The organism is Pseudomonas putida, from assembly GCF_016406145.1.
GTDB lineage: Bacteria > Pseudomonadota > Gammaproteobacteria > Pseudomonadales > Pseudomonadaceae > Aquipseudomonas > Aquipseudomonas putida_E.
This window is the reverse complement of sequence record NZ_CP066306.1, coordinates 1,069,090-1,087,217: the sequence shown is the minus strand read 5'-3', so window position 1 is coordinate 1,087,217 and position 18,128 is coordinate 1,069,090. Positions and strand designations below refer to the sequence as shown.

The 18,128-nt window shown below is 61.8% G+C and carries 15 protein-coding genes; 9 read left to right on the top strand and 6 right to left on the bottom strand.

Annotation, left to right across the window (positions count from 1 at the left end; all coding sequences use genetic code 11):
* Window positions 1–51: 51 nt before the first annotated feature.
* The 3 genes from JET17_RS04985 to JET17_RS04975 form a co-directional block, all read right to left on the bottom strand.
* Complete coding sequence (locus JET17_RS04985) at window positions 52–879, bottom strand: hypothetical protein (RefSeq protein WP_012312906.1); 828 nt, start codon at window positions 877–879, stop codon at window positions 52–54.
* A gap of 87 nt (window positions 880–966) precedes the next feature.
* Window positions 967–1,962: an NAD-dependent epimerase/dehydratase family protein gene (locus tag JET17_RS04980; RefSeq protein WP_012312905.1), complete on the bottom strand. Its 996-nt coding sequence runs from the start codon at window positions 1,960–1,962 to the stop codon at window positions 967–969.
* A 46-nt stretch (window positions 1,963–2,008) separates the two neighbouring features.
* Entirely contained in the window at window positions 2,009–2,899 is an 891-nt protein-coding gene (locus tag JET17_RS04975) for a LysR family transcriptional regulator ArgP (protein ID WP_012312904.1), read from the bottom strand.
* A 90-nt stretch (window positions 2,900–2,989) separates the two neighbouring features.
* Here JET17_RS04975 and JET17_RS04970 point away from each other — a divergent pair, with 90 nt between their 5' ends.
* The 9 genes from JET17_RS04970 (at window position 2,990) to JET17_RS04930 (ending at window position 16,431) form a co-directional block, all read left to right on the top strand.
* The gene (locus JET17_RS04970; protein WP_012312903.1) at window positions 2,990–3,589 is read left to right on the top strand and encodes a LysE/ArgO family amino acid transporter; all 600 of its coding nucleotides are present in this window, start codon (window positions 2,990–2,992) and stop codon (window positions 3,587–3,589) included.
* A 218-nt stretch (window positions 3,590–3,807) separates the two neighbouring features.
* Window positions 3,808–4,404, top strand: a complete 597-nt coding sequence (locus JET17_RS04965; protein WP_012312902.1) for a superoxide dismutase — start codon at window positions 3,808–3,810, stop codon at window positions 4,402–4,404.
* Between the two features lie 272 nt (window positions 4,405–4,676).
* Window positions 4,677–6,728: a putative bifunctional diguanylate cyclase/phosphodiesterase gene (locus JET17_RS04960; RefSeq protein ID WP_012312901.1), complete on the top strand. Its 2,052-nt coding sequence runs from the start codon at window positions 4,677–4,679 to the stop codon at window positions 6,726–6,728.
* A 147-nt stretch (window positions 6,729–6,875) separates the two neighbouring features.
* Entirely contained in the window at window positions 6,876–8,213 is a 1,338-nt protein-coding gene (locus tag JET17_RS04955; RefSeq protein ID WP_012312900.1) for an imelysin family protein, read from the top strand.
* A gap of 258 nt (window positions 8,214–8,471) precedes the next feature.
* Window positions 8,472–9,899, top strand: coding sequence for a di-heme oxidoredictase family protein (locus tag JET17_RS04950; RefSeq protein WP_012312899.1), 1,428 nt, complete (start codon window positions 8,472–8,474; stop codon window positions 9,897–9,899).
* Between the two features lie 17 nt (window positions 9,900–9,916).
* Entirely contained in the window at window positions 9,917–10,981 is a 1,065-nt protein-coding gene (locus JET17_RS04945; RefSeq protein WP_012312898.1) for an imelysin family protein, read from the top strand.
* 2 nt (window positions 10,982–10,983) lie between these two features.
* The gene (locus JET17_RS04940) at window positions 10,984–12,081 is read left to right on the top strand and encodes a DUF1513 domain-containing protein (protein WP_012312897.1); all 1,098 of its coding nucleotides are present in this window, start codon (window positions 10,984–10,986) and stop codon (window positions 12,079–12,081) included.
* A 143-nt stretch (window positions 12,082–12,224) separates the two neighbouring features.
* A complete protein-coding gene (locus JET17_RS04935) occupies window positions 12,225–13,373 on the top strand; it encodes an efflux RND transporter periplasmic adaptor subunit (RefSeq protein ID WP_012312896.1) in 1,149 nt (382 codons plus the stop codon).
* A 13-nt stretch (window positions 13,374–13,386) separates the two neighbouring features.
* Window positions 13,387–16,431, top strand: a complete 3,045-nt coding sequence (locus JET17_RS04930) for a multidrug efflux RND transporter permease subunit (RefSeq protein ID WP_012312895.1) — start codon at window positions 13,387–13,389, stop codon at window positions 16,429–16,431.
* A gap of 62 nt (window positions 16,432–16,493) precedes the next feature.
* Here JET17_RS04930 and JET17_RS04925 read toward each other — a convergent pair whose 3' ends face one another.
* The 3 genes from JET17_RS04925 to JET17_RS04915 are packed head-to-tail and all read right to left on the bottom strand — an operon-like array spanning window position 16,494 to window position 18,106.
* On the bottom strand, window positions 16,494–16,721 hold the full coding sequence (locus tag JET17_RS04925) for a hypothetical protein (protein ID WP_012312894.1): 228 nt from the start codon (window positions 16,719–16,721) through the stop codon (window positions 16,494–16,496).
* A complete protein-coding gene (locus JET17_RS04920; RefSeq protein ID WP_012312893.1) occupies window positions 16,721–17,419 on the bottom strand; it encodes a lipopolysaccharide kinase InaA family protein in 699 nt (232 codons plus the stop codon). Before JET17_RS04920 ends, JET17_RS04925 begins: the two co-directional genes overlap by 1 nt.
* Before the next feature lie 6 nt (window positions 17,420–17,425).
* On the bottom strand, window positions 17,426–18,106 hold the full coding sequence (locus JET17_RS04915) for a class I SAM-dependent methyltransferase (RefSeq protein ID WP_012312892.1): 681 nt from the start codon (window positions 18,104–18,106) through the stop codon (window positions 17,426–17,428).
* Between the last annotated feature and the right edge of the window lie 22 nt (window positions 18,107–18,128).

The window sequence follows — 18,128 nt, the reverse complement described above, 5'->3', positions numbered from 1 at the left end:
GGCCTTGTGTCGCGAAAGGAGGGCGAAGCCCTCCCCAAAGGCCCTAAGGCCTCAAGGCCGAGCATTGATCTGCTGCTGCAAATTCTGAATCTGGCTCTGCAGAGTATTGAAATTACGCGTGGTCTGCCCACGAAACGCATCGAACTCCTGCACCGAAGCGCCACTTGCTGCCGCCGTAGCCGGGCGATTGTCTACCTGGCTCTTCAACACCAGCACGTCCTGCTCCAGGCTCTCGATCGCCGCTTTCGGGTTGCCCTGCTTCTTCAGAGCGGCCACCTCCTCACTAAGGCTCTTGAGCTGCCCATCAAGCTTGCCGCCATCCACCTGGCCCGACTTCAACGCCGCCAGCTCCGCATTCACCGCCTTCAACTGCGCCTGTAACTGGGTTTGCAGTTCAGTTACCGCCTTTTGCTGCTCGCGGGTATCGGCCAGCACCTGCTCCAGACGTTTGCCCAGATCACCCGCCTGCCCGGCTACTCCCTGCTGCTGCTTGCTCTGCTCGGCCAGGCTGGCCTGCAGTTGGCGGATCTGCAGCTTGAGCGCCTCGCTGCCGGTGCTGGTAGAGCTCTCAGTGGCAGCGACCTTGCCACTGATCGCCTGCAAGCGTCCCGCTGCTTCCTCGCTGATGCGCGCAAAGCTTTCCTGAGTGGCCACCAGTTGCTGCTCCATCAGCGAGATTTGCTGAAAGCTCCACCAGCCGAGCCCGGCCAGCGCTATGAACGCAGCACCCAGCAATGCCCACAGAGGGCCCGTACTGGCGGGCCTGACGGCCTTCTGGCGGTTGCGCGACACACGCGCCGGCAACAGTTCGTCATCATCCGGAGTGCCGGCACGCAGGGTTGGCACATCATCAAAATCGTCGTGGGCATCGTTACGCATGGATAGTTTCAACCGCGGTAGTAGCAAAGAGGCATGAGTATAAACCGCTCAAGCGGCGCACTGATGACCATCATCCTGGCGCCTGGTTCACTGGCCAATGGGCTGGTGCTTCCACCACGCGCAAAATTCATCCAGCGCCGTCCACAGGCTGACCTTGGGCTGATAGTCCAGATACTGCCGGGCGCGGCTGATATCCAGGGTGAAATCGCGGTTCATCACTTGCATCCCCAAGCGCGTGAGGGTGGGCTGGGGTCGCCCGGGCCAGAGCATGCAAGCGGCCTCGTTCAGCGCCGCCATGCTGTAGGCCAGGCCGTAGGCGCGATAACGGGTTACCTGCGGCAACTGCATCTGGCGCATTACGTAATTGACCACATCCCACAATGGCAACGGTTGGCCATTACTGATGTTGTAAGCCTGCCCTAACGCGCGATCATCGGCGAACAGCGCGCCAAGCAGTGCCTCATTGAGATTGTGCACGCTGGTGAAATCGACTTTGTTCAGGCCGTTGCCGATGATCGCCACACGGCCCTTGCGCTGCATCTGCATCAGCCGCGGGAAAATACTGGCATCACCGGCTCCTGTTACAAAGCGCGGGCGCAGCGCCAGAACTTCAAGCCCGAACTCCTGGGCGCCGAAGACCTTTTGTTCAGCAAGGTGTTTGGTCTGCGCGTAATGATGGTGAAAGCGGCGCGGCACCTGGTCTTCGCGGATATCCAGGCGCGAACGGCCATTGAAGTAGATCGAGGGCGACGAAAGGTGCACCAGGCGACGAACATGCTCCTTCAGGCAGCCCTCGACCACGTTCTCGGTGACCACCACATTGCCCTGGTAAAAATCCTGATAGCGCCCCCAGGTGCCCACCGCCCCCGCGCAATGCACCACCGCCTCCACGCCCTGGCACAGGCGCCGGGCCAGTTCGGCGTCACCGAGGTCGCCGGGGATGAACTGCGCACCGCGCTTGACCAGGTGCTCGACGCCCTCGGCGCGTCGGCCGCTGACCCGCACATCCAGGCCTTGCTCCAGGGCAAAGCGCGCAAAGCGCCCGCCGATGAAGCCGCTCGCGCCAGTGACCAGAATTCGCATGTAACACTCCGCCTCAGATTTCAGATGCAACAGACGCCGGCCGTCACTACAAGGGCACCAGCCAACGCTGTGCCGTGTGCCGCAGGTGTTCGGTCAGTTGCGCGAGCAGTTGCCCGCCGTTGCGCCAATGATGCCAGTACAGCGGCACGTCGATGGGGGTATCGGCACAAATTTCCACCAGTCGCCCACCGCTCAACTGCTCACGGGCCTGCAACTCAGGCACCAGGCCCCAGCCCAGGCCGGCTTCGGTCATGCGCAGGAAGCCTTCGGACGACGGGCAAAGGTGGTGCAGGAAGCCATCCTCGATGCCTAGAGAAGCAAGGTATCGGTGCTGCAGAAAATCGTCCGGGCCGTAGACGATAGCCGGCGTGCGGGCCAGGCGCCGGGCCTCGAAGCCCAGTGGGAAATAACGTGCCATGAATGCAGGGCTGGCCAGCGCCCGGTAGCGCATGGCGCCCAGCGGCATGCTGCGGGCGCCGGCCACCGGCCGCTCACTGCCGCACAGGCAGGCCGCCACCTCCCCGGCACGCATGCGCTTCAGGCCGACTTCCTGGTCTTCCACCACAAGGTCCGTGAGTACCTGCTGCTCGGCGCAGAACGAACCCACCGCGCCTGCCCACCAGGTCGCGAGGCTATCAGCGTTGAGCGCAATGCGCAGACGCTCTGGCATGCCTTCCTCATCCAGTGCCGGTACCTGGCGCTGCAGGTCACGTTCGAGCAGCCGCACCTGCTGCACATGGTTGAGCAACTGGCGCCCTACCTCGGTCGGGTTCGGTGGCGCGGCGCGCACCAGCACCGGCTGGCCGACCCGCGCTTCGAGCAGCTTGATGCGCTGTGAAATAGCCGATTGCGACAGCCCCAGCACCTGCGCTGCACGTTCGAAACCACCTTGCTCGATCACTGCAGCGAGCGCGGCCAGCAGCTTATAGTCGAACATCGATTTTCCTAATGACGGATCAGCATTATTTGTTTTTCTTATACAGGGTCGCTCCCCACAATAGCCAGCATCTTCTCTGGAGTATCTGCCATGTGGCAAAGCTATCTGAACGGCATGCTGGTGGCCTTCGGCCTGATCATGGCCATTGGCGCACAGAACGCCTTCGTCCTGGCGCAGAGCCTGCGTCGTGAACACCACCTCCCGGTGGCAGCACTGTGCATCGTCTGCGACGCATTGCTGGTAGCCGCCGGGGTGTTCGGCCTGGCCACGGTGCTGGCGCATAATCCGACGCTGCTGGCGATTGCTCGCTGGGGTGGCGCGGTGTTTCTGCTCTGGTATGGCGCCAAGGCGCTGCGCAGTGCATGCTCCAAACAGAGCCTGCAGCATCAGCAAGGCCAAGGCATGCGCTCGCGGCGTGCGGTGCTGCTCAGTGCACTGGCCGTTACCCTCCTGAACCCGCATGTGTACCTGGACACTGTGTTGCTGATCGGCTCCCTAGGCGCCCAGCAGACAGTGCCGGGCGCCTATGTGGCAGGGGCCGCCAGCGCTTCGCTGCTATGGTTCTCGACTTTGGCGATCGGTGCTGCATGGCTGGCGCCCTGGCTGGCCCGCCCGGCCACTTGGCGGATGCTCGACCTGATGGTGGCAGTGATGATGTTCGCCGTGGCGGCGCAGTTGATCTTTACTTGAGCTGCAAGCTTGAAGCTTGCATCGGAGCGCCACCCGTCGGCGGCAGGCAACCGCTCTGGAACCTCTATTCCCTATCTTTGTTGCGTGGTTATGCGTCGGGGCTGGTGCTATGATCCAGCCCTTGCGTCGCAAAGAGTACAAACTCGCTGACGCACATAGGGCCGCCCGTGATCGGCCTTGCGCAAACCGCGAACTAGACCTGAATCAGGAGATCCACCATGGCTTTTGAATTGCCGCCGCTGCCGTACGCCCACGATGCCCTGCAGCCGCACATCTCCAAGGAAACCCTGGAGTATCACCACGACAAGCACCACAACACCTACGTCGTGAACCTGAACAACCTGGTCCCAGGCACCGAATTCGAAGGCAAGACCCTGGAAGAGATCGTCAAGAGCTCTTCGGGCGGCATCTTCAACAACGCCGCTCAAGTCTGGAACCACACCTTCTACTGGAACTGCCTGTCGCCAAACGGCGGTGGCCAGCCTACCGGTGCACTGGCTGAAGCCATCAACGCCGCGTTCGGTTCCTTCGACAAGTTCAAGGAAGAGTTCACCAAGACTTCGGTTGGCACCTTCGGTTCCGGCTGGGGCTGGCTGGTCAAGAAAGCCGACGGCTCCCTGGCCCTGGCCAGCACCATCGGTGCCGGCTGCCCGCTGACCAGCGGCGACACCCCGCTGCTGACCTGCGACGTCTGGGAACATGCTTACTACATCGACTACCGCAACCTGCGTCCGAAGTACGTCGAAGCATTCTGGAACCTGGTCAACTGGGCCTTCGTTGCCGAGCAGTTCGAAGGCAAGACCTTCAAGGCCTGATTGCTGGCGCCTTGAACAAGAAACCCGGCCATGCGCCGGGTTTTTTTATGGCCAGTGACGACATCACAGACTCCCAATGAACAGTTTTCCCGGCGGCTCTTGCTCCCCCCGCATAGCGCGCTAACATCAAACGTCTGAAAGTTCGCTACAGCGCACTCAAGTTGCAGGGTCAGGCAACCGATACATTGCTCAGGGCAGCCCCATCGGCCGATAGTGTATCGCCAAGGTTAATGGCAAAATGATGTCATGCGCATGGATTAAGGAAACCCCCATTGAAGCTGGAATTGCGGAACAGCTTATCGGTCAAGTTGCTCAGGGTCGTGCTCCTTTCGGCGCTGGCGGTCGGTGTCGTTCTTAGCTGCGCGCAGATCGTTTATGACACCTACAAGACCCGCCAGACTGTCGACAGCGACGCCCAGCGCATCCTCGATATGTTCCGCGACCCCTCGACCCAGGCGGTCTACAGCCTTGACCGGGAAATGGGCATGCAGGTCATGGAAGGCCTGTTCCAGGACGAGTCTGTTCGCCAGGCTTCCATCGGCCACCCCAATGAAACCATGCTCGCCGAGAAGTCCCGCCCGCTGCAGGACTCTCCCGTACGCTGGCTAACCGACCTGCTCCTTGGCCAGGAACGCACCTACACCACTCAATTGGTCGGCCGCGGCCCCTACAGCGAGTACTACGGTGACCTGAGCATCACCCTGGACACTGCCGCCTACGGTGAAGGATTCCTGCTCAACGCCATCATCATCTTCATTTCCGGCGTGCTGCGCGCCTTGGCCATGGGCCTGGTGCTGTACCTGGTCTACCACTGGCTGCTGACCAAACCGCTGTCGAAAATCATCGAGCACCTCACCCAGATCAACCCTGACCGCCCCAGCCAGCACCAGATCCCGCTACTCAAAGGCCATGAAAAAAACGAACTGGGCATCTGGGTCAATACAGCCAACCAGTTGCTGGCCTCGATCGAGCGCAATACCCATCTGCGCCACGAAGCCGAAAACAGCCTGCAACGCATGGCCCAATACGACTTCCTGACCGGCCTGCCGAACCGCCAGCAGCTACAGGCACAGCTCGACAAGATCCTTACAGACGGCTGCCGCCTGCAGCATCGCGTCGCCGTACTGTGCGTGGGCCTGGATGACTTCAAAGGCATAAACGAGCAGTTCAGCTATCAGGTCGGCGACCAATTGCTGCTCGCCCTGGCTGACCGCCTGCGCGCCCACAGTGGCCGCCTGGGGGCGCTGGCGCGCCTGGGAGGCGACCAGTTCGCCCTGGTGCAGGCCAATATCGAACAGCCCTACGAGGCCGCAGAACTGGCGCAGAGCATCCTCGATGACCTGGAGGCGCCGTTCGACCTGGATCACCAGCAGATTCGCCTGCGCGCCACCATCGGCATCACACTATTCCCCGAAGACGGCGACAGCACCGAGAAGCTGCTGCAAAAGGCTGAGCAGACCATGACCTTGGCCAAGGCCCGCTCGCGCAACCGCTATCAGTTCTACATCGCCAGCGTCGACAGCGAGATGCGTCGGCGCCGTGAACTGGAAAAGGACCTGCGCGAGGCGCTGTCGCGCAACCAGCTATTCCTTGTCTACCAGCCGCAGATCAGCTACCGCGATCACCGCGTGGTCGGTGTCGAAGCCTTGCTGCGCTGGCAGCATCCTGAACTTGGCATGGTCCCGCCGGACCAGTTCATCCCGCTGGCCGAACAGAACGGCAACATCATCCCCATCGGCGAGTGGGTACTCGACCAGGCCTGCAGGCAACTGCGCGAATGGCACGATCTTGGCTTCAGCGAACTGCGCATGGCAGTCAACCTGTCCACCGTGCAACTGCATCACAACGAACTTCCGCGTGTGGTCAACAATCTGCTGCAGGCTTACCGTCTGCCACCGCGCAGCCTGGAACTGGAGGTGACCGAAACCGGCCTGATGGAAGATATCAGCACCGCCGCCCAGCATCTGCTCAGCCTGCGCCGCTCCGGGGCGATGATCGCCATTGACGACTTTGGCACCGGTTACTCGTCGCTCAGTTACCTCAAGTCGCTGCCACTGGACAAGATCAAGATCGACAAGAGCTTCGTCCAGGACCTGTTGGATGACGATGATGATGCCACCATCGTTCGGGCAATTATCCAGTTGGGCAAGAGCCTGGGCATGCAGGTGATCGCCGAGGGCGTAGAGACGTCCGAGCAGGAAGCCTACATCATCGCCCAAGGCTGCCACGAAGGTCAGGGCTATCACTACAGCAAGCCACTGTCGGCACGCGAGCTGACCAGTTTCCTGCGTCAGGCCCAGCGCAATCAGGTTTCTGCGTTATAACCCCTGCCCCTGCTGGTTCCAGGCCGTTGCCGGCAATTACATAATTGCGCCCCCACCCCTTTACAGCAAATGCAAATCTTTCGCATGATGTTGTAGTTTTACGTGCCACGGCGCACTGTCCAACCACACGACGCAGGGAAACCAATAATGATTCGTATGCCTCTGGCCTCCGCCAGTCTGCTGGCCATCGCCATCGCTCTCGCCGGTTGCGGTGAAAGCAAGGACGACAAGGCCGCCGCACCGCAAGCTGCGGCACCTGCTGCTGCGAGCACCGCGGCCGCAGCACCGGCTGCTGTCGACGAAGCGGCCGGCAAGGCCGTGGTCAAGCATTACACCGAGATGGTCTACGCCGTTTACAGCGACTCGCTGAGCACCGCCAAGTCCCTGCAAAGCGCCATCGATGCATTCCTCGCCAAGCCCAACGACGACACCCTCAAAGCTGCCAAAGAAGCCTGGGCTGCAGCACGCGTACCGTACCTGCAGAGCGAAGCCTTCCGCTTCGGCAACACCATCATCGACGACTGGGAAGGCCAGGTGAACGCCTGGCCGCTTGACGAAGGCCTGATCGACTACGTCGACAAGAGTTACGAACATGCTCTGGGCAACCCGGCTGCAAGCTCCAACATCATCGCCAACACCGAGATCCAGGTCGGTGAGGAGAAGGTCGACGTCAAGGACATCACCCCTGAGAAGCTGGCCAGCCTGAATGAACTGGGCGGCTCCGAAGCCAACGTCGCCACTGGCTACCACGCCATCGAATTCCTGCTCTGGGGCCAGGACCTCAACGGTACCGGCCCGGGCGCAGGCAACCGCCCTGCTTCCGACTACCTCGAGGGTAAAGGCGCCACCGGCGGCCACAACGAGCGTCGCCGCGCCTACCTGAAGTCGGTCACCGAGCTGCTGGTCAAAGACCTTGAAGAAATGGTCGGCAACTGGGCCCCGAACGTAGCCGACAACTACCGCGCCACGCTGGAAGCCGAGCCCGCCACCGACGGCCTGCGCAAGATGCTGTTCGGTATGGGCAGCCTGTCGCTGGGCGAACTGGCTGGCGAGCGCATGAAGGTCTCGCTGGAAGCCAACTCGCCGGAAGACGAGCAGGACTGTTTCAGCGACAACACCCACTACTCGCACTTCTACGACGCCAAGGGCATCCGCAACGTCTACCTGGGCGAGTATACCCGCGCCGACGGTACCAAGCTGACCGGCCCGAGCCTGTCGTCGCTGGTGGCCAAGGCCGACCCGGCTGCCGACGCTACCCTCAAGGCCGACCTGGAAGCGACCGAGGCGAAGCTTCAGGTAATTGTCGACCACGCGCTCAAAGGCGAGCACTACGACCAACTGATCGCTGCCGACAACGCGGCCGGCAACCAGGTCGTGCGTGATGCCATTGCCTCCCTGGTCAAGCAGACCGGCGCGATCGAGCAGGCTGCGGGCAAGCTGGGCATTGCCAACCTGAACCCGGACACTGCCGATCACGAGTTCTGATTCGGCATTGGCAGGCAAAAGGCTAACGCCAGTCAGTTAGCGTTAGTAGGGCTGCTACGCAGCCCATCGCCGGCGAGCCAGCTCCTACCGGGACCGCGCAGTTCTTGAGTTCTGCGCTGTACCTGTGGGAGCTGGCTTGCCTGCGGCAGGGCCGAAACTGACACCAGTTTCATCCAGCAATTGCAAATTCCTCTTATTCAAACATTCTCAGCCTGCTAAGCTTGCACGCCGGTTTTTCGCCCAAGCCCAGGATTTTTCATGTCCTTGTCGCTGTCCCGACTCTCCCCTCTGCTGCTGGCCCTTGCCCTTGCCGCCTGTGACGACGCCCCGCGTTTCACTCAGGCAGAGCCTGGCGAAGCGCTGTCCGGTGGCCAGGCGACTGTCCAGCGCAGTGACCGCAATGCCTTTTCCCTGCCCTCGGCCAACCTGTCGCCCGAGCGCCGCCTGGACTTTGCCGTAGGCAACAGCTTTTTCCGCAACCCCTGGGTGATCGCTCCGTCCACCACCACTGCACGCGATGGCCTGGGCCCACTGTTCAATACCAACGCCTGCCAGAACTGCCACGTACGCGATGGCCGCGGCCATCCGCCAGAGCCTGGCGACAGCAATGCGGTGTCGATGCTGGTGCGGCTGTCGATCCCTGACCAGCCTTATCTGGCAAAAGAAATCGAGCGCCTGGGCGTGGTTCCGGAGCCTGTCTATGGCACCCAGTTACAGGACATGGCCAACCCTGGCGTGGCCCCGGAGGGCAAGGTGCGCGTGACTTACGATAATCAGACCGTCACCTTCAGGGACGGCCATCAGGTCGAACTGCGTCGCCCTACCCTGCAAATCACCCAGCTCGGCTATGGGCCGATGCACCCTGACACCCGGTTCTCTGCACGCGTGGCACCGCCCATGATCGGCCTGGGCCTGCTCGAAGCCATTCCCGAAGCTCAGATTCTGGCCAACGAAGACCCCGACGATCGCAACCGCGACGGTATTCGCGGCCGGGCCAACCGGGTTTGGGACGACGCCCAGGGCAAGACAGTGGTCGGTCGCTTCGGCTGGAAGGCCGGGCAACCGAACGTCAAACAGCAGAACGTGCACGCCTTTGCCGGTGACATGGGTTTGACCAGCACCCTGCAACCCCGGGACGACTGCACCCCGGCGCAGCTCGATTGCCTTGCAGCCCCCAATGGCGACGGCGCCGAGGGCGAAAAGGAAGTCAGCGACAACATCCTGCGCCTGGTCACTTTTTACACCCGCAACCTGGGCGTGCCAGCCCGGCGCGATGTCGGCGCCCCGCAAGTGCTGGCCGGCAAGAGCCTGTTCTACCAGGCCGGCTGCCAGGGTTGCCACACCCCGAAGTTCACCACTGCCGCCGACGCCACCGAGCCAGAGCTGGCCGGGCAAGTGATCCGCCCCTACAGCGACCTACTGCTGCACGACATGGGCCCGGGCCTTGCCGACGATCGCACCGAATTTGCCGCCAACGGCCAGGACTGGCGAACCCCACCGCTGTGGGGCATCGGCCTGAGTCCAGCGGTCAGTGGCCACACCCAGTACTTGCATGATGGCCGCGCCCGCAACCTGCTCGAGGCTGTGCTCTGGCACGGCGGCGAAGCGCAGGCAGCGCGCGATCATGTTTTGACCTTCAATGCCGAGCAGCGCGCTGCGTTGCTGGCCTTCCTGAACTCACTTTAAAGCGCAAGGAGCCGGGCATGTTCCGACCCAAACTGTTGTTCACCAGCCTCGCCGCACTCGCTCTCGGTGCCTGCTCGCCGCAGGACCCGCAGGCGGTGACGTCCGCCGCCATCGCCAAGCAGGTGATCCTGCCGACCTACAGCCGCTGGGTCGAAGCCGACCGGCAACTCGCCGCCAGCGCCCTGGCCTACTGCGAGGGCAAAGAGAGCCTGGACACCGCGCGCGCTGATTTCCTCAACGCGCAAAAAGCCTGGGCCGAGCTGCAGCCGCTGCTGGTCGGTCCGCTGGCCGAGGGCAACCGCGCCTGGCAGGTGCAGTTCTGGCCCGACAAGAAGAACCTGGTCGGTCGCCAGGTCGAGCAGTTGGTCAATGGCGACAAGCCGATCGACGCCCAAACCCTGGGCAAGTCCAGCGTCGTGGTCCGCGGCCTGTCGGCCTACGAATACATCCTGTTCGACAGCAAGCCGGATGTCGCCACCGCCGAACAGAAAGCCCGCTACTGCCCGCTGCTGGTTGCCATTGGTGAGCACCAGAAGGCCTTGGCTGAAGAGATCCTGAAAGGCTGGAACAGCACCGACGGCATGCTCTCGCAAATGACCAAGTTCCCCAACCAGCGCTATGCCGACTCGCACGAGGCGATCGCCGACCTGCTACGTGCACAGGTGACTGCGCTGGATACCCTCAAGAAGAAGCTCGGCGCACCGATGGGCCGCCAGAGCAAAGGCATTGCGCAGCCACTGCAGGCCGAAGCCTGGCGCAGCCACGCCTCGCTGAGAAGCCTGGAAGCCAGCCTCAAGGCCGCCCAGGCGGTCTGGGTCGGGGTCGACAACCAGGGCCTGCGCGGCTTGCTGGGCAGCGACCAGAAAGCCCTGGCGCAAAAGATCGACGACGCCTACGCTACCTCGCTGAAACTGCTGACCGATAACCAGAAGACCCTGGGCGAGTTGCTGGCTGACGAAGATGGCATGCAGCGCCTCAACCAGATCTACGACAGCCTCAACGTCGTTCACCGCCTGCACGAAGGCGAACTGGCCAAGGCGTTGAACATCCAGCTGGGCTTCAATGCCAACGACGGTGACTGATCATGCTGCGACGCCAGGCACTCAAAATCGGTAGCGTTCTGCTCAGCGCCCTGACCTTGGGAGGCTGGAGCCTGATGCGCAACAAAGGCAGCGATCCTTTGCTGCTGTCGGCGCGTGACGATGGCGACGGCAAGCACTATGCCGTCGGCTTCCGTCTGGACGGCACCCAGGTGTTCAGCACCCAGGTGGCCCAGCGTTGCCATGCCATCATCAACCATCCAGAACTGCCGATCGCCCTGTTCGTCGCCCGCCGTCCCGGTACCGAAAGCTACCTGATCAACCTGCGCGACGGGCGCTTGTTGCAGACCGTCTCGTCGCAGCCTGACCGGCATTTTTACGGCCACGCCGTGATTCATAAAGGCGGCGAATGGCTGTACGCCACCGAGAATGACACTACAGATCCCGGGCGTGGCGTACTAGGCGTGTACCGCTTCGAAGGTGAACGCCTGGTACATACCGGCGAGATCCCCACCCACGGCGTCGGCCCTCATGAAGTGGCATGGCTGCCCGATGGCGAGACCCTGATCGTGGCCAATGGCGGTATCCGGACCGAGGCCGAAAGCCGGGTCGAGATGAACCTCAACGCCATGGAGCCGAGCCTGGTGTTGATGCGTCGCGACGGCACCTTGATCAGCAAGGAAACCCTGGCCCAGCAGATGAACAGCGTGCGCCACCTGGCAGTGGGTAGCGATGGCACCATCGCCGCATGCCAGCAGTTCATGGGCGATGCCGATGAAACTGCCGAGCTGCTGGCAATCAAGCGCCCAGGCGAGCCGTTCAAGGCTTTCCCGGTGCCAGAGCGCCAGTTGCAAGCCATGGCCCAGTACACTGCCAGCGTCGCCATCCACAGCGACCTGCGCCTGGTGGCACTGACGGCGCCGCGGGCCAACCGCCTGTTCGTCTGGGACCTGGACAGTGGCGCAGTCAGGCTGGATGCGCCGATGCCGGACTGTGCCGGGGTCGGGGCGGTGAAGGATGGTTTTGTCGTGACGTCCGGGCAGGGACGTTGCCGTTTCTATGATTTTCGCAAGCAGGAACTGATCGGCCAGCCGATGGATTTGCCTTCCGGTTTCTGGGACAACCACCTGCACCTGGTCTGATCAAGACTGCGCGCTCCTACGGGGGCGCAATCCATTTCCCCTCAATCGAAAAACAGTCAATACTTCCCCCATCCGCACGTGGGCAGGACTGCCCGTTGTCGTGTCAAAACCAATAACAACCTCGCATCCAAGGAACCGGACTTATGCTGCGCCGCCGCATGCTCATCATGTTGGCCGTCGTTCTGCTGATCGTGTTGGCCCTGGGGGGCTACAAGGCCTTCTCGATCTACCAGCAGATCCAGATGTTCACTGCCCCCAAGCCCCCCATCACCGTGGCGGCGGCCATGGCCGAGCAACGCCCGTGGCAGCAGCGCCTGCCCGCGGTCGGCAGCCTCAAGGCCCTGCAGGGTGTCGAGTTGAGCCTCGAGGTGGAAGGCATCGTCCAATCCCTGCACTTCGACTCCGGTCAGAAGGTCAAAGCCGGGCAACTGCTGCTCAAGCTCAATGACGATCAGGAAACAGCCCTGCTGGGGACCGCCCAAGCCGACCTGGGGTTGGCCAAAGTGGACTTCGGCCGCGGCAGTCAGCTGGTGGGGGATTCGGCCATTTCTCGTGGTGAATATGACCGCCTTACCGCGCAATACCGGCGCAACCAGGCAGTGGTCGACCAGCTCAAGGCCTCGAAAACCAAGAAGAGCATCAGTGCCCCGTTCAGCGGCACGATCGGCATCCGCCAGGTGGATGTGGGTGATTACCTGGCGGCCGGCTCGGTGATCGCTACCCTGCAGGACCTTTCCAGCCTTTACGTCGATTTCAACGTACCGGAGCAGGCACTGCCCCAGCTGAGCCTCGGCCAGCAGGTACAGGTGCAGGTGGCGGCCTACCCTGGCCAGACCTTCCCTGCCAGCCTCAGCGCCATCAACCCCAAGGTTGAAGAGAGCACGCGCAACCTGCTGGTGCGCGCGACCATGGCCAATCCCGATGGCAAGCTGTTGCCGGGCATGTTCGCCAACCTGCTGGTCCTCCTGCCTGACCCGCGCCCACAGGTGGTGGTCCCCGAAAGCGCCATCACCTACACGCTGTATGGCAATTCCGTGTATGTCGCCACGCCGAAGAAAGACAAGGACGGTAACCCCGAGCGGGACGACAGTGGCCAGCCGCAGCTCAGCGCCGAACAGCGCAGCGTGCAGACTGGCGAGCGACGCGATGGTGTGGTGGTAATCAGCAAAGGGCTCGCAGCGGGCGAACAGGTGGTCACCGCCGGCCAACTAAAGCTGAGCCCTGGCGCGGTTATCCGCATCGGCCAGGACGCAGCGCTCGAGCCCGAACAAGGCGCCCCGCGCGCGGACTGACCAGGAGGCAGGCATGGCGTTCACCGACCCGTTCATCCGCCGCCCGGTGCTGGCCAGCGTGGTCAGCCTGCTGATCCTCCTGCTGGGTTTTCAGGCCTGGAACAAGCTGCAGATCCGCCAGTACCCGCAGATGGAAAACGCCCTGATCACGGTGACCACCGCCTACCCGGGAGCCAATGCCGAAACCATCCAGGGCTACATCACCCAACCGCTGCAGCAGAGCCTTGCCAGCGCCGAAGGCATCGACTACATGACCTCGGTGAGCCGGCAGAACTTCTCGATCATCTCCATCTATGCGCGTATCGGCGCCGACAGCGACCGCCTGTTCACCGAATTGCTGGCCAAGGCCAACGAAGTACGCAACCAGCTGCCGCAAGACGCAGAAGACCCGGTATTGAGCAAAGAAGCCGCAGATGCCTCGGCGCTGATGTACATCAGCTTTTACAGCAAGGAAATGAGCAACCCGCAGATCACCGACTACCTGTCACGGGTCATCCAGCCGAAACTTGCAACCTTGCCGGGCATGGCCGAGGCCGAGATCCTCGGCAACCAGGTGTTCGCCATGCGCATCTGGATCGACCCGGTCAAACTGGCAGCATTCGGCCTTGCCGCCACTGACGTGACCAGCGCCGTACGCCGCTACAACTTTCTCGCCGCCGCTGGTGAGGTGAAGGGCGAATACGTGGTCACCAGCATCAACGCCAACACCGAACTGAAGTCGGCCGAGGCTTTTGCCGCATTGCCCCTCAAGACCTCCGGCGACAGCCGGGTCTTGCTCGGTGATGTGGCACGGGTCGAGATGGGAGCGGAAAATTACGACACCGTCAGCTCGTTCGATGGCACGCCTTCGGTCTACATCGGCATCAAGGCCACCCCGGCCGCCAACCCGCTGGAGGTGATCAAGGAAGTACGCCGCATCATGCCGGAGCTGGAAAGCCAGTTGCCGTCCGCGCTCAAGGGGTCGATTGCCTATGACGCCACGCTGTTCATCCAGGCCTCGATCGACGAAGTGGTCAAGACCCTTGGCGAAGCGGTGCTGATCGTCATCGTGGTGGTATTTTTATTCCTCGGCGCACTGCGCTCGGTACTGATCCCGGTGGTGACCATCCCACTGTCGATGATCGGGGTGCTGTTCTTCATGCAGATGATGGGCTATTCGCTCAACCTGCTAACCCTGCTGGCAATGGTACTGGCCATCGGCCTGGTAGTGGACGATGCCATCGTCGTGGTGGAAAACATCCACCGGCACATGGAAGAAGGCAAATCGCCGTTGGACGCCGCGCTGGAAGGTGCGCGAGAAATCGCCATGCCAGTGGTGTCGATGACCATCACCCTGGCCGCGGTTTACGCACCTATCGGCTTCCTGACCGGGCTCACCGGCGCCTTGTTCAAGGAGTTCGCCCTGACCCTGGCAGGGGCGGTGATCATCTCTGGCGTCGTCGCCCTTACCCTGTCGCCGATGATGTGTGCCCTGCTGTTGCGTCGGGAGCACAATGCCAGCGGGCTGGCCCATCGCCTTGACGTGCTGTTCGAGCGGATCAAGGGCCGCTACCAGCGCCTGCTGCACAGCACCCTGAACAGCCGCCCGGTGGTGCTGGTTTTCGCTGTGATCATCCTGTGCCTGATCCCGGTGCTGCTCAAGTTCACCCAGAACGAGCTGGCACCGAACGAGGATCAGGGGGTCATCTTCATGATCAGCAGCTCGCCACAACCAGCCAACCTCGACTACCTCAATGCCTACACCGACCAGTTCACCCCACTGTTCAAGGCGTTCCCCGAATACTACTCGTCGTTCCAGATCAACGGATTCAGCGGCGTGCAGAGCGGCATCGGAGGTTTCCTGCTCAAGCCTTGGAACGAGCGCGACCGCACGCAAATGGAGTTGCTGCCCCTGGTACAGGCCAAACTCGACAACATCAGCGGCCTGCAGATCTTCGGGTTCAACCTGCCGTCACTGCCAGGCACCGGCGAAGGCCTGCCGTTCCAGTTCGTCATCAATACCGCAGGTGGTTACCCGGCGCTGCTGGAGGTTGCCCAGCGGGTCAAGGAACGCGCCCAGGCATCGGGCAAATTTGCCTTCCTCGACATCGACCTGGCGTTCGACAAGCCCGAGGTGGTGGTCGACATCGACCGCGCCAAGGCTGCGCAGATGGGTGTATCCATGGACGTCCTTGGCGGCACCTTGGCGACCTTGCTGGGCGAGGGGGAAATCAACCGTTTCACTCTCGAAGGCCGCAGCTACAAAGTCATCGCCCAGGTCGAACGGCCCTACCGCGACAACGCCGGCTGGCTCAACAGCTATTACGTCAAGAACGACCAGGGCCAACTGCTGCCACTGTCGACCCTGATCACCCTTAGCGACCGAGCACGCCCGCGCCAGCTCAACCAGTTCCAGCAACTGAATTCGGCGATCATCCAAGGTGTGCCTTTGGTCAGTATCGGCGAGGCCTTGCAGACGGTACGGGATATTGCTGCCGAGCAGGCGCCGGAAGGTTTCTCCTTCGACTATGCCGGCGCGGCACGGCAGTACATACAGGAAGGCAGTGCGCTGTGGGTGACTTTCGGCCTGGCGCTGGCGATCATCTTCCTGGTACTGGCGGCACAGTTTGAAAGCTTCCGCGACCCGCTGGTGATTCTGGTGACGGTACCGCTGTCGATCTGCGGGGCGCTGTTGCCGCTGTTCCTAGGTGTCTCCAGCATGAACATCTACACCCAGGTCGGGTTGGTGACGCTGATCGGGCTGATCAGCAAGCACGGTATCCTGATCGTCGAGTTCGCCAACCAGTTGCGTGAGGAAAAAGGGCTGAGCGCAAGGGACGCTATCGAGGAAGCTGCGGCCATTCGCCTACGCCCGGTGCTGATGACCACCGCCGCAATGGTATTTGGCATGGTGCCGCTGATTCTGGCGACCGGGGCCGGGGCGGTGAGCCGTTTTGACATCGGTACGGTGATTGCGACGGGAATGTCGATCGGGACCTTGTTTACCTTGTTTGTGCTGCCGTGTATTTACACCCTGTTGGCGCACAAGACAGCGCCGACGGAACCTGTTGTTGCATGAGCTGGCCAACTCGAGAAAGCAAAGGCCCCGCAATAGCGGGGCCTCTTGGTCTAAAAGCAGGCTTAGCCTACAGGCCGCAAGCCTTGCCGCAGCCCGAACAGAAGCAACAGCAAATCTTGGTCCGGCTGGGCCTGAATCTGCTGCTTCACGTCCCTGGGCAACGCGCATTGTTCTGCCTGTTCAGCCTTGCTGAACACCACGGGCCGCGGCTCTTCCCAGGCAGCGACCGCCACGGTGGTCACAGCCAAGCCGGCTATCAGAAACAAAGCTCGAGCGATTTCTAGTTTCATTACCCTAACCCTTTGACAGCGCTGCCAAACGCCATCTGGTAAAAGTAGAGCAATGATTGCCATTCCGCGTCATTTAGCGACGAATGGCGGCGCAACTGACGCAGGTCATTACCCGCCGCGCGCTGGCAGCTGATACGGCGGCGGCACTTCTCCAGATCGAGCAATGCCACTTCAACACTAGCCTGTTCGCCCTCGCCGATCACCTTGACGAAGACGTGCTTGCCATACAGGCAACCATGCTGCCAATGGCCCAGGTGCATGCGTGCCAGGTTGTCAGCCAACTCCTTGAGCATGCGTTCATGCACCACTTGCGGGTAATGCTCGCGCGCCCCTTGGGCATGCCAGGCATCGAGTTCGATGAAACCATCGAGCGCTTCGCTGACCAGCAGTGCACGCCATTGGCGGTCGGCATCGCGCTCGGCCCCGCAAAATACAATGCGCGGGACACGCACGCCCAATTGCTCGAAGCTGTTCAGCGCGTCGAGCTCACGCAGCACCGTCGGCCTGCCGAATGGGTGCAACAGGCTGCGGTAGATGTGCCCGACCTGGCGCTTGGCATACAGCAACTTGCCATCGGCATCGTTAAGGCGTTGCACGCCACTTTCACCACCACGGCGCTGATTCGGTTCCTCGACCCATTCGCCCTGCTGACGCCAGTAATAATCGAAGCGTGACTCCCCGCTTTGGGCTACAGCCATCAAACACTACCCCTTACGCAATACATAGACCCGCCACATGGCATAGAACGGCAGGAAATCGAGGCGTTCCTGGATTCTGAAGCCGGCGGCCTTGAATTCTTCTTCGACTGTCTCTGCCGGTAACACGAAACGATTCTGGTAGCTGCCCGGCTCCGCTTTGGCACTGCGCCGTAGCTCGAGCTTTTGACGCCGCCAGGCCTTGAAGTTTCCATCCACCCACAATGACAGGATTACGCTGTCCCGGCTAACCCTTTGAAACTCCGAAAGAATCGTTTTCCTGTGGACCGCCTCGCCGATATGGTGAAACAAGCGCATGCAGAAAATGCTGTCGACCGAGTTGTCCGGCAAGTCGATGGCGAACGCTGACGTTTGCAAAGGGCGTACCCGCGCTACCACCTCTGGCGGTTGTGCCGCACAGGCTGTCTCGATCATTGCCTCGGAATTGTCGGCACCGATGATCACCCTGTTGGGTTTTTCTGCCAGCAGCGGCCAGAAACGGCCCGCGCCGCAAGGCAGGTCCAGCACCAACCCCGGTTCTCCGGCCAGCGCCAAGGCGCGACGGGCCAATTGCTCATCGCGCTTATGGGAAAGGCGACGTGCCAGACCATCTTGGTGCTTGAGAAAATACTCCCGAGCATGCTGCTGGTCGTACTTCTTGGAAAATTCGAGTTTGATAGGGCTACGCATTGGGCATCTCCTGGCTCCATTG

Bases quoted from the DNA above. Each gene is read 5' to 3' on its own strand.
- JET17_RS04985 (WP_012312906.1), bottom strand. From the start codon at position 879: ATGCGTAACGATGCCCACGACGATTTTGATGATGTGCCAACCCTGCGT.
- JET17_RS04955 (WP_012312900.1), top strand. From the start codon at position 6,876: ATGATTCGTATGCCTCTGGCCTCCGCCAGTCTGCTGGCCATCGCCATC.
- JET17_RS04965 (WP_012312902.1), top strand. From the start codon at position 3,808: ATGGCTTTTGAATTGCCGCCGCTGCCGTACGCCCACGATGCCCTGCAG.
- JET17_RS04930 (WP_012312895.1), top strand. From the start codon at position 13,387: ATGGCGTTCACCGACCCGTTCATCCGCCGCCCGGTGCTGGCCAGCGTG.
- JET17_RS04970 (WP_012312903.1), top strand. From the start codon at position 2,990: ATGTGGCAAAGCTATCTGAACGGCATGCTGGTGGCCTTCGGCCTGATC.
- JET17_RS04915 (WP_012312892.1), bottom strand. From the start codon at position 18,106: ATGCGTAGCCCTATCAAACTCGAATTTTCCAAGAAGTACGACCAGCAG.
- JET17_RS04925 (WP_012312894.1), bottom strand. From the start codon at position 16,721: ATGAAACTAGAAATCGCTCGAGCTTTGTTTCTGATAGCCGGCTTGGCT.
- JET17_RS04945 (WP_012312898.1), top strand. From the start codon at position 9,917: ATGTTCCGACCCAAACTGTTGTTCACCAGCCTCGCCGCACTCGCTCTC.
- JET17_RS04920 (WP_012312893.1), bottom strand. From the start codon at position 17,419: ATGGCTGTAGCCCAAAGCGGGGAGTCACGCTTCGATTATTACTGGCGT.
- JET17_RS04935 (WP_012312896.1), top strand. From the start codon at position 12,225: ATGCTGCGCCGCCGCATGCTCATCATGTTGGCCGTCGTTCTGCTGATC.
- JET17_RS04980 (WP_012312905.1), bottom strand. From the start codon at position 1,962: ATGCGAATTCTGGTCACTGGCGCGAGCGGCTTCATCGGCGGGCGCTTT.
- JET17_RS04975 (WP_012312904.1), bottom strand. From the start codon at position 2,899: ATGTTCGACTATAAGCTGCTGGCCGCGCTCGCTGCAGTGATCGAGCAA.
- JET17_RS04940 (WP_012312897.1), top strand. From the start codon at position 10,984: ATGCTGCGACGCCAGGCACTCAAAATCGGTAGCGTTCTGCTCAGCGCC.
- JET17_RS04950 (WP_012312899.1), top strand. From the start codon at position 8,472: ATGTCCTTGTCGCTGTCCCGACTCTCCCCTCTGCTGCTGGCCCTTGCC.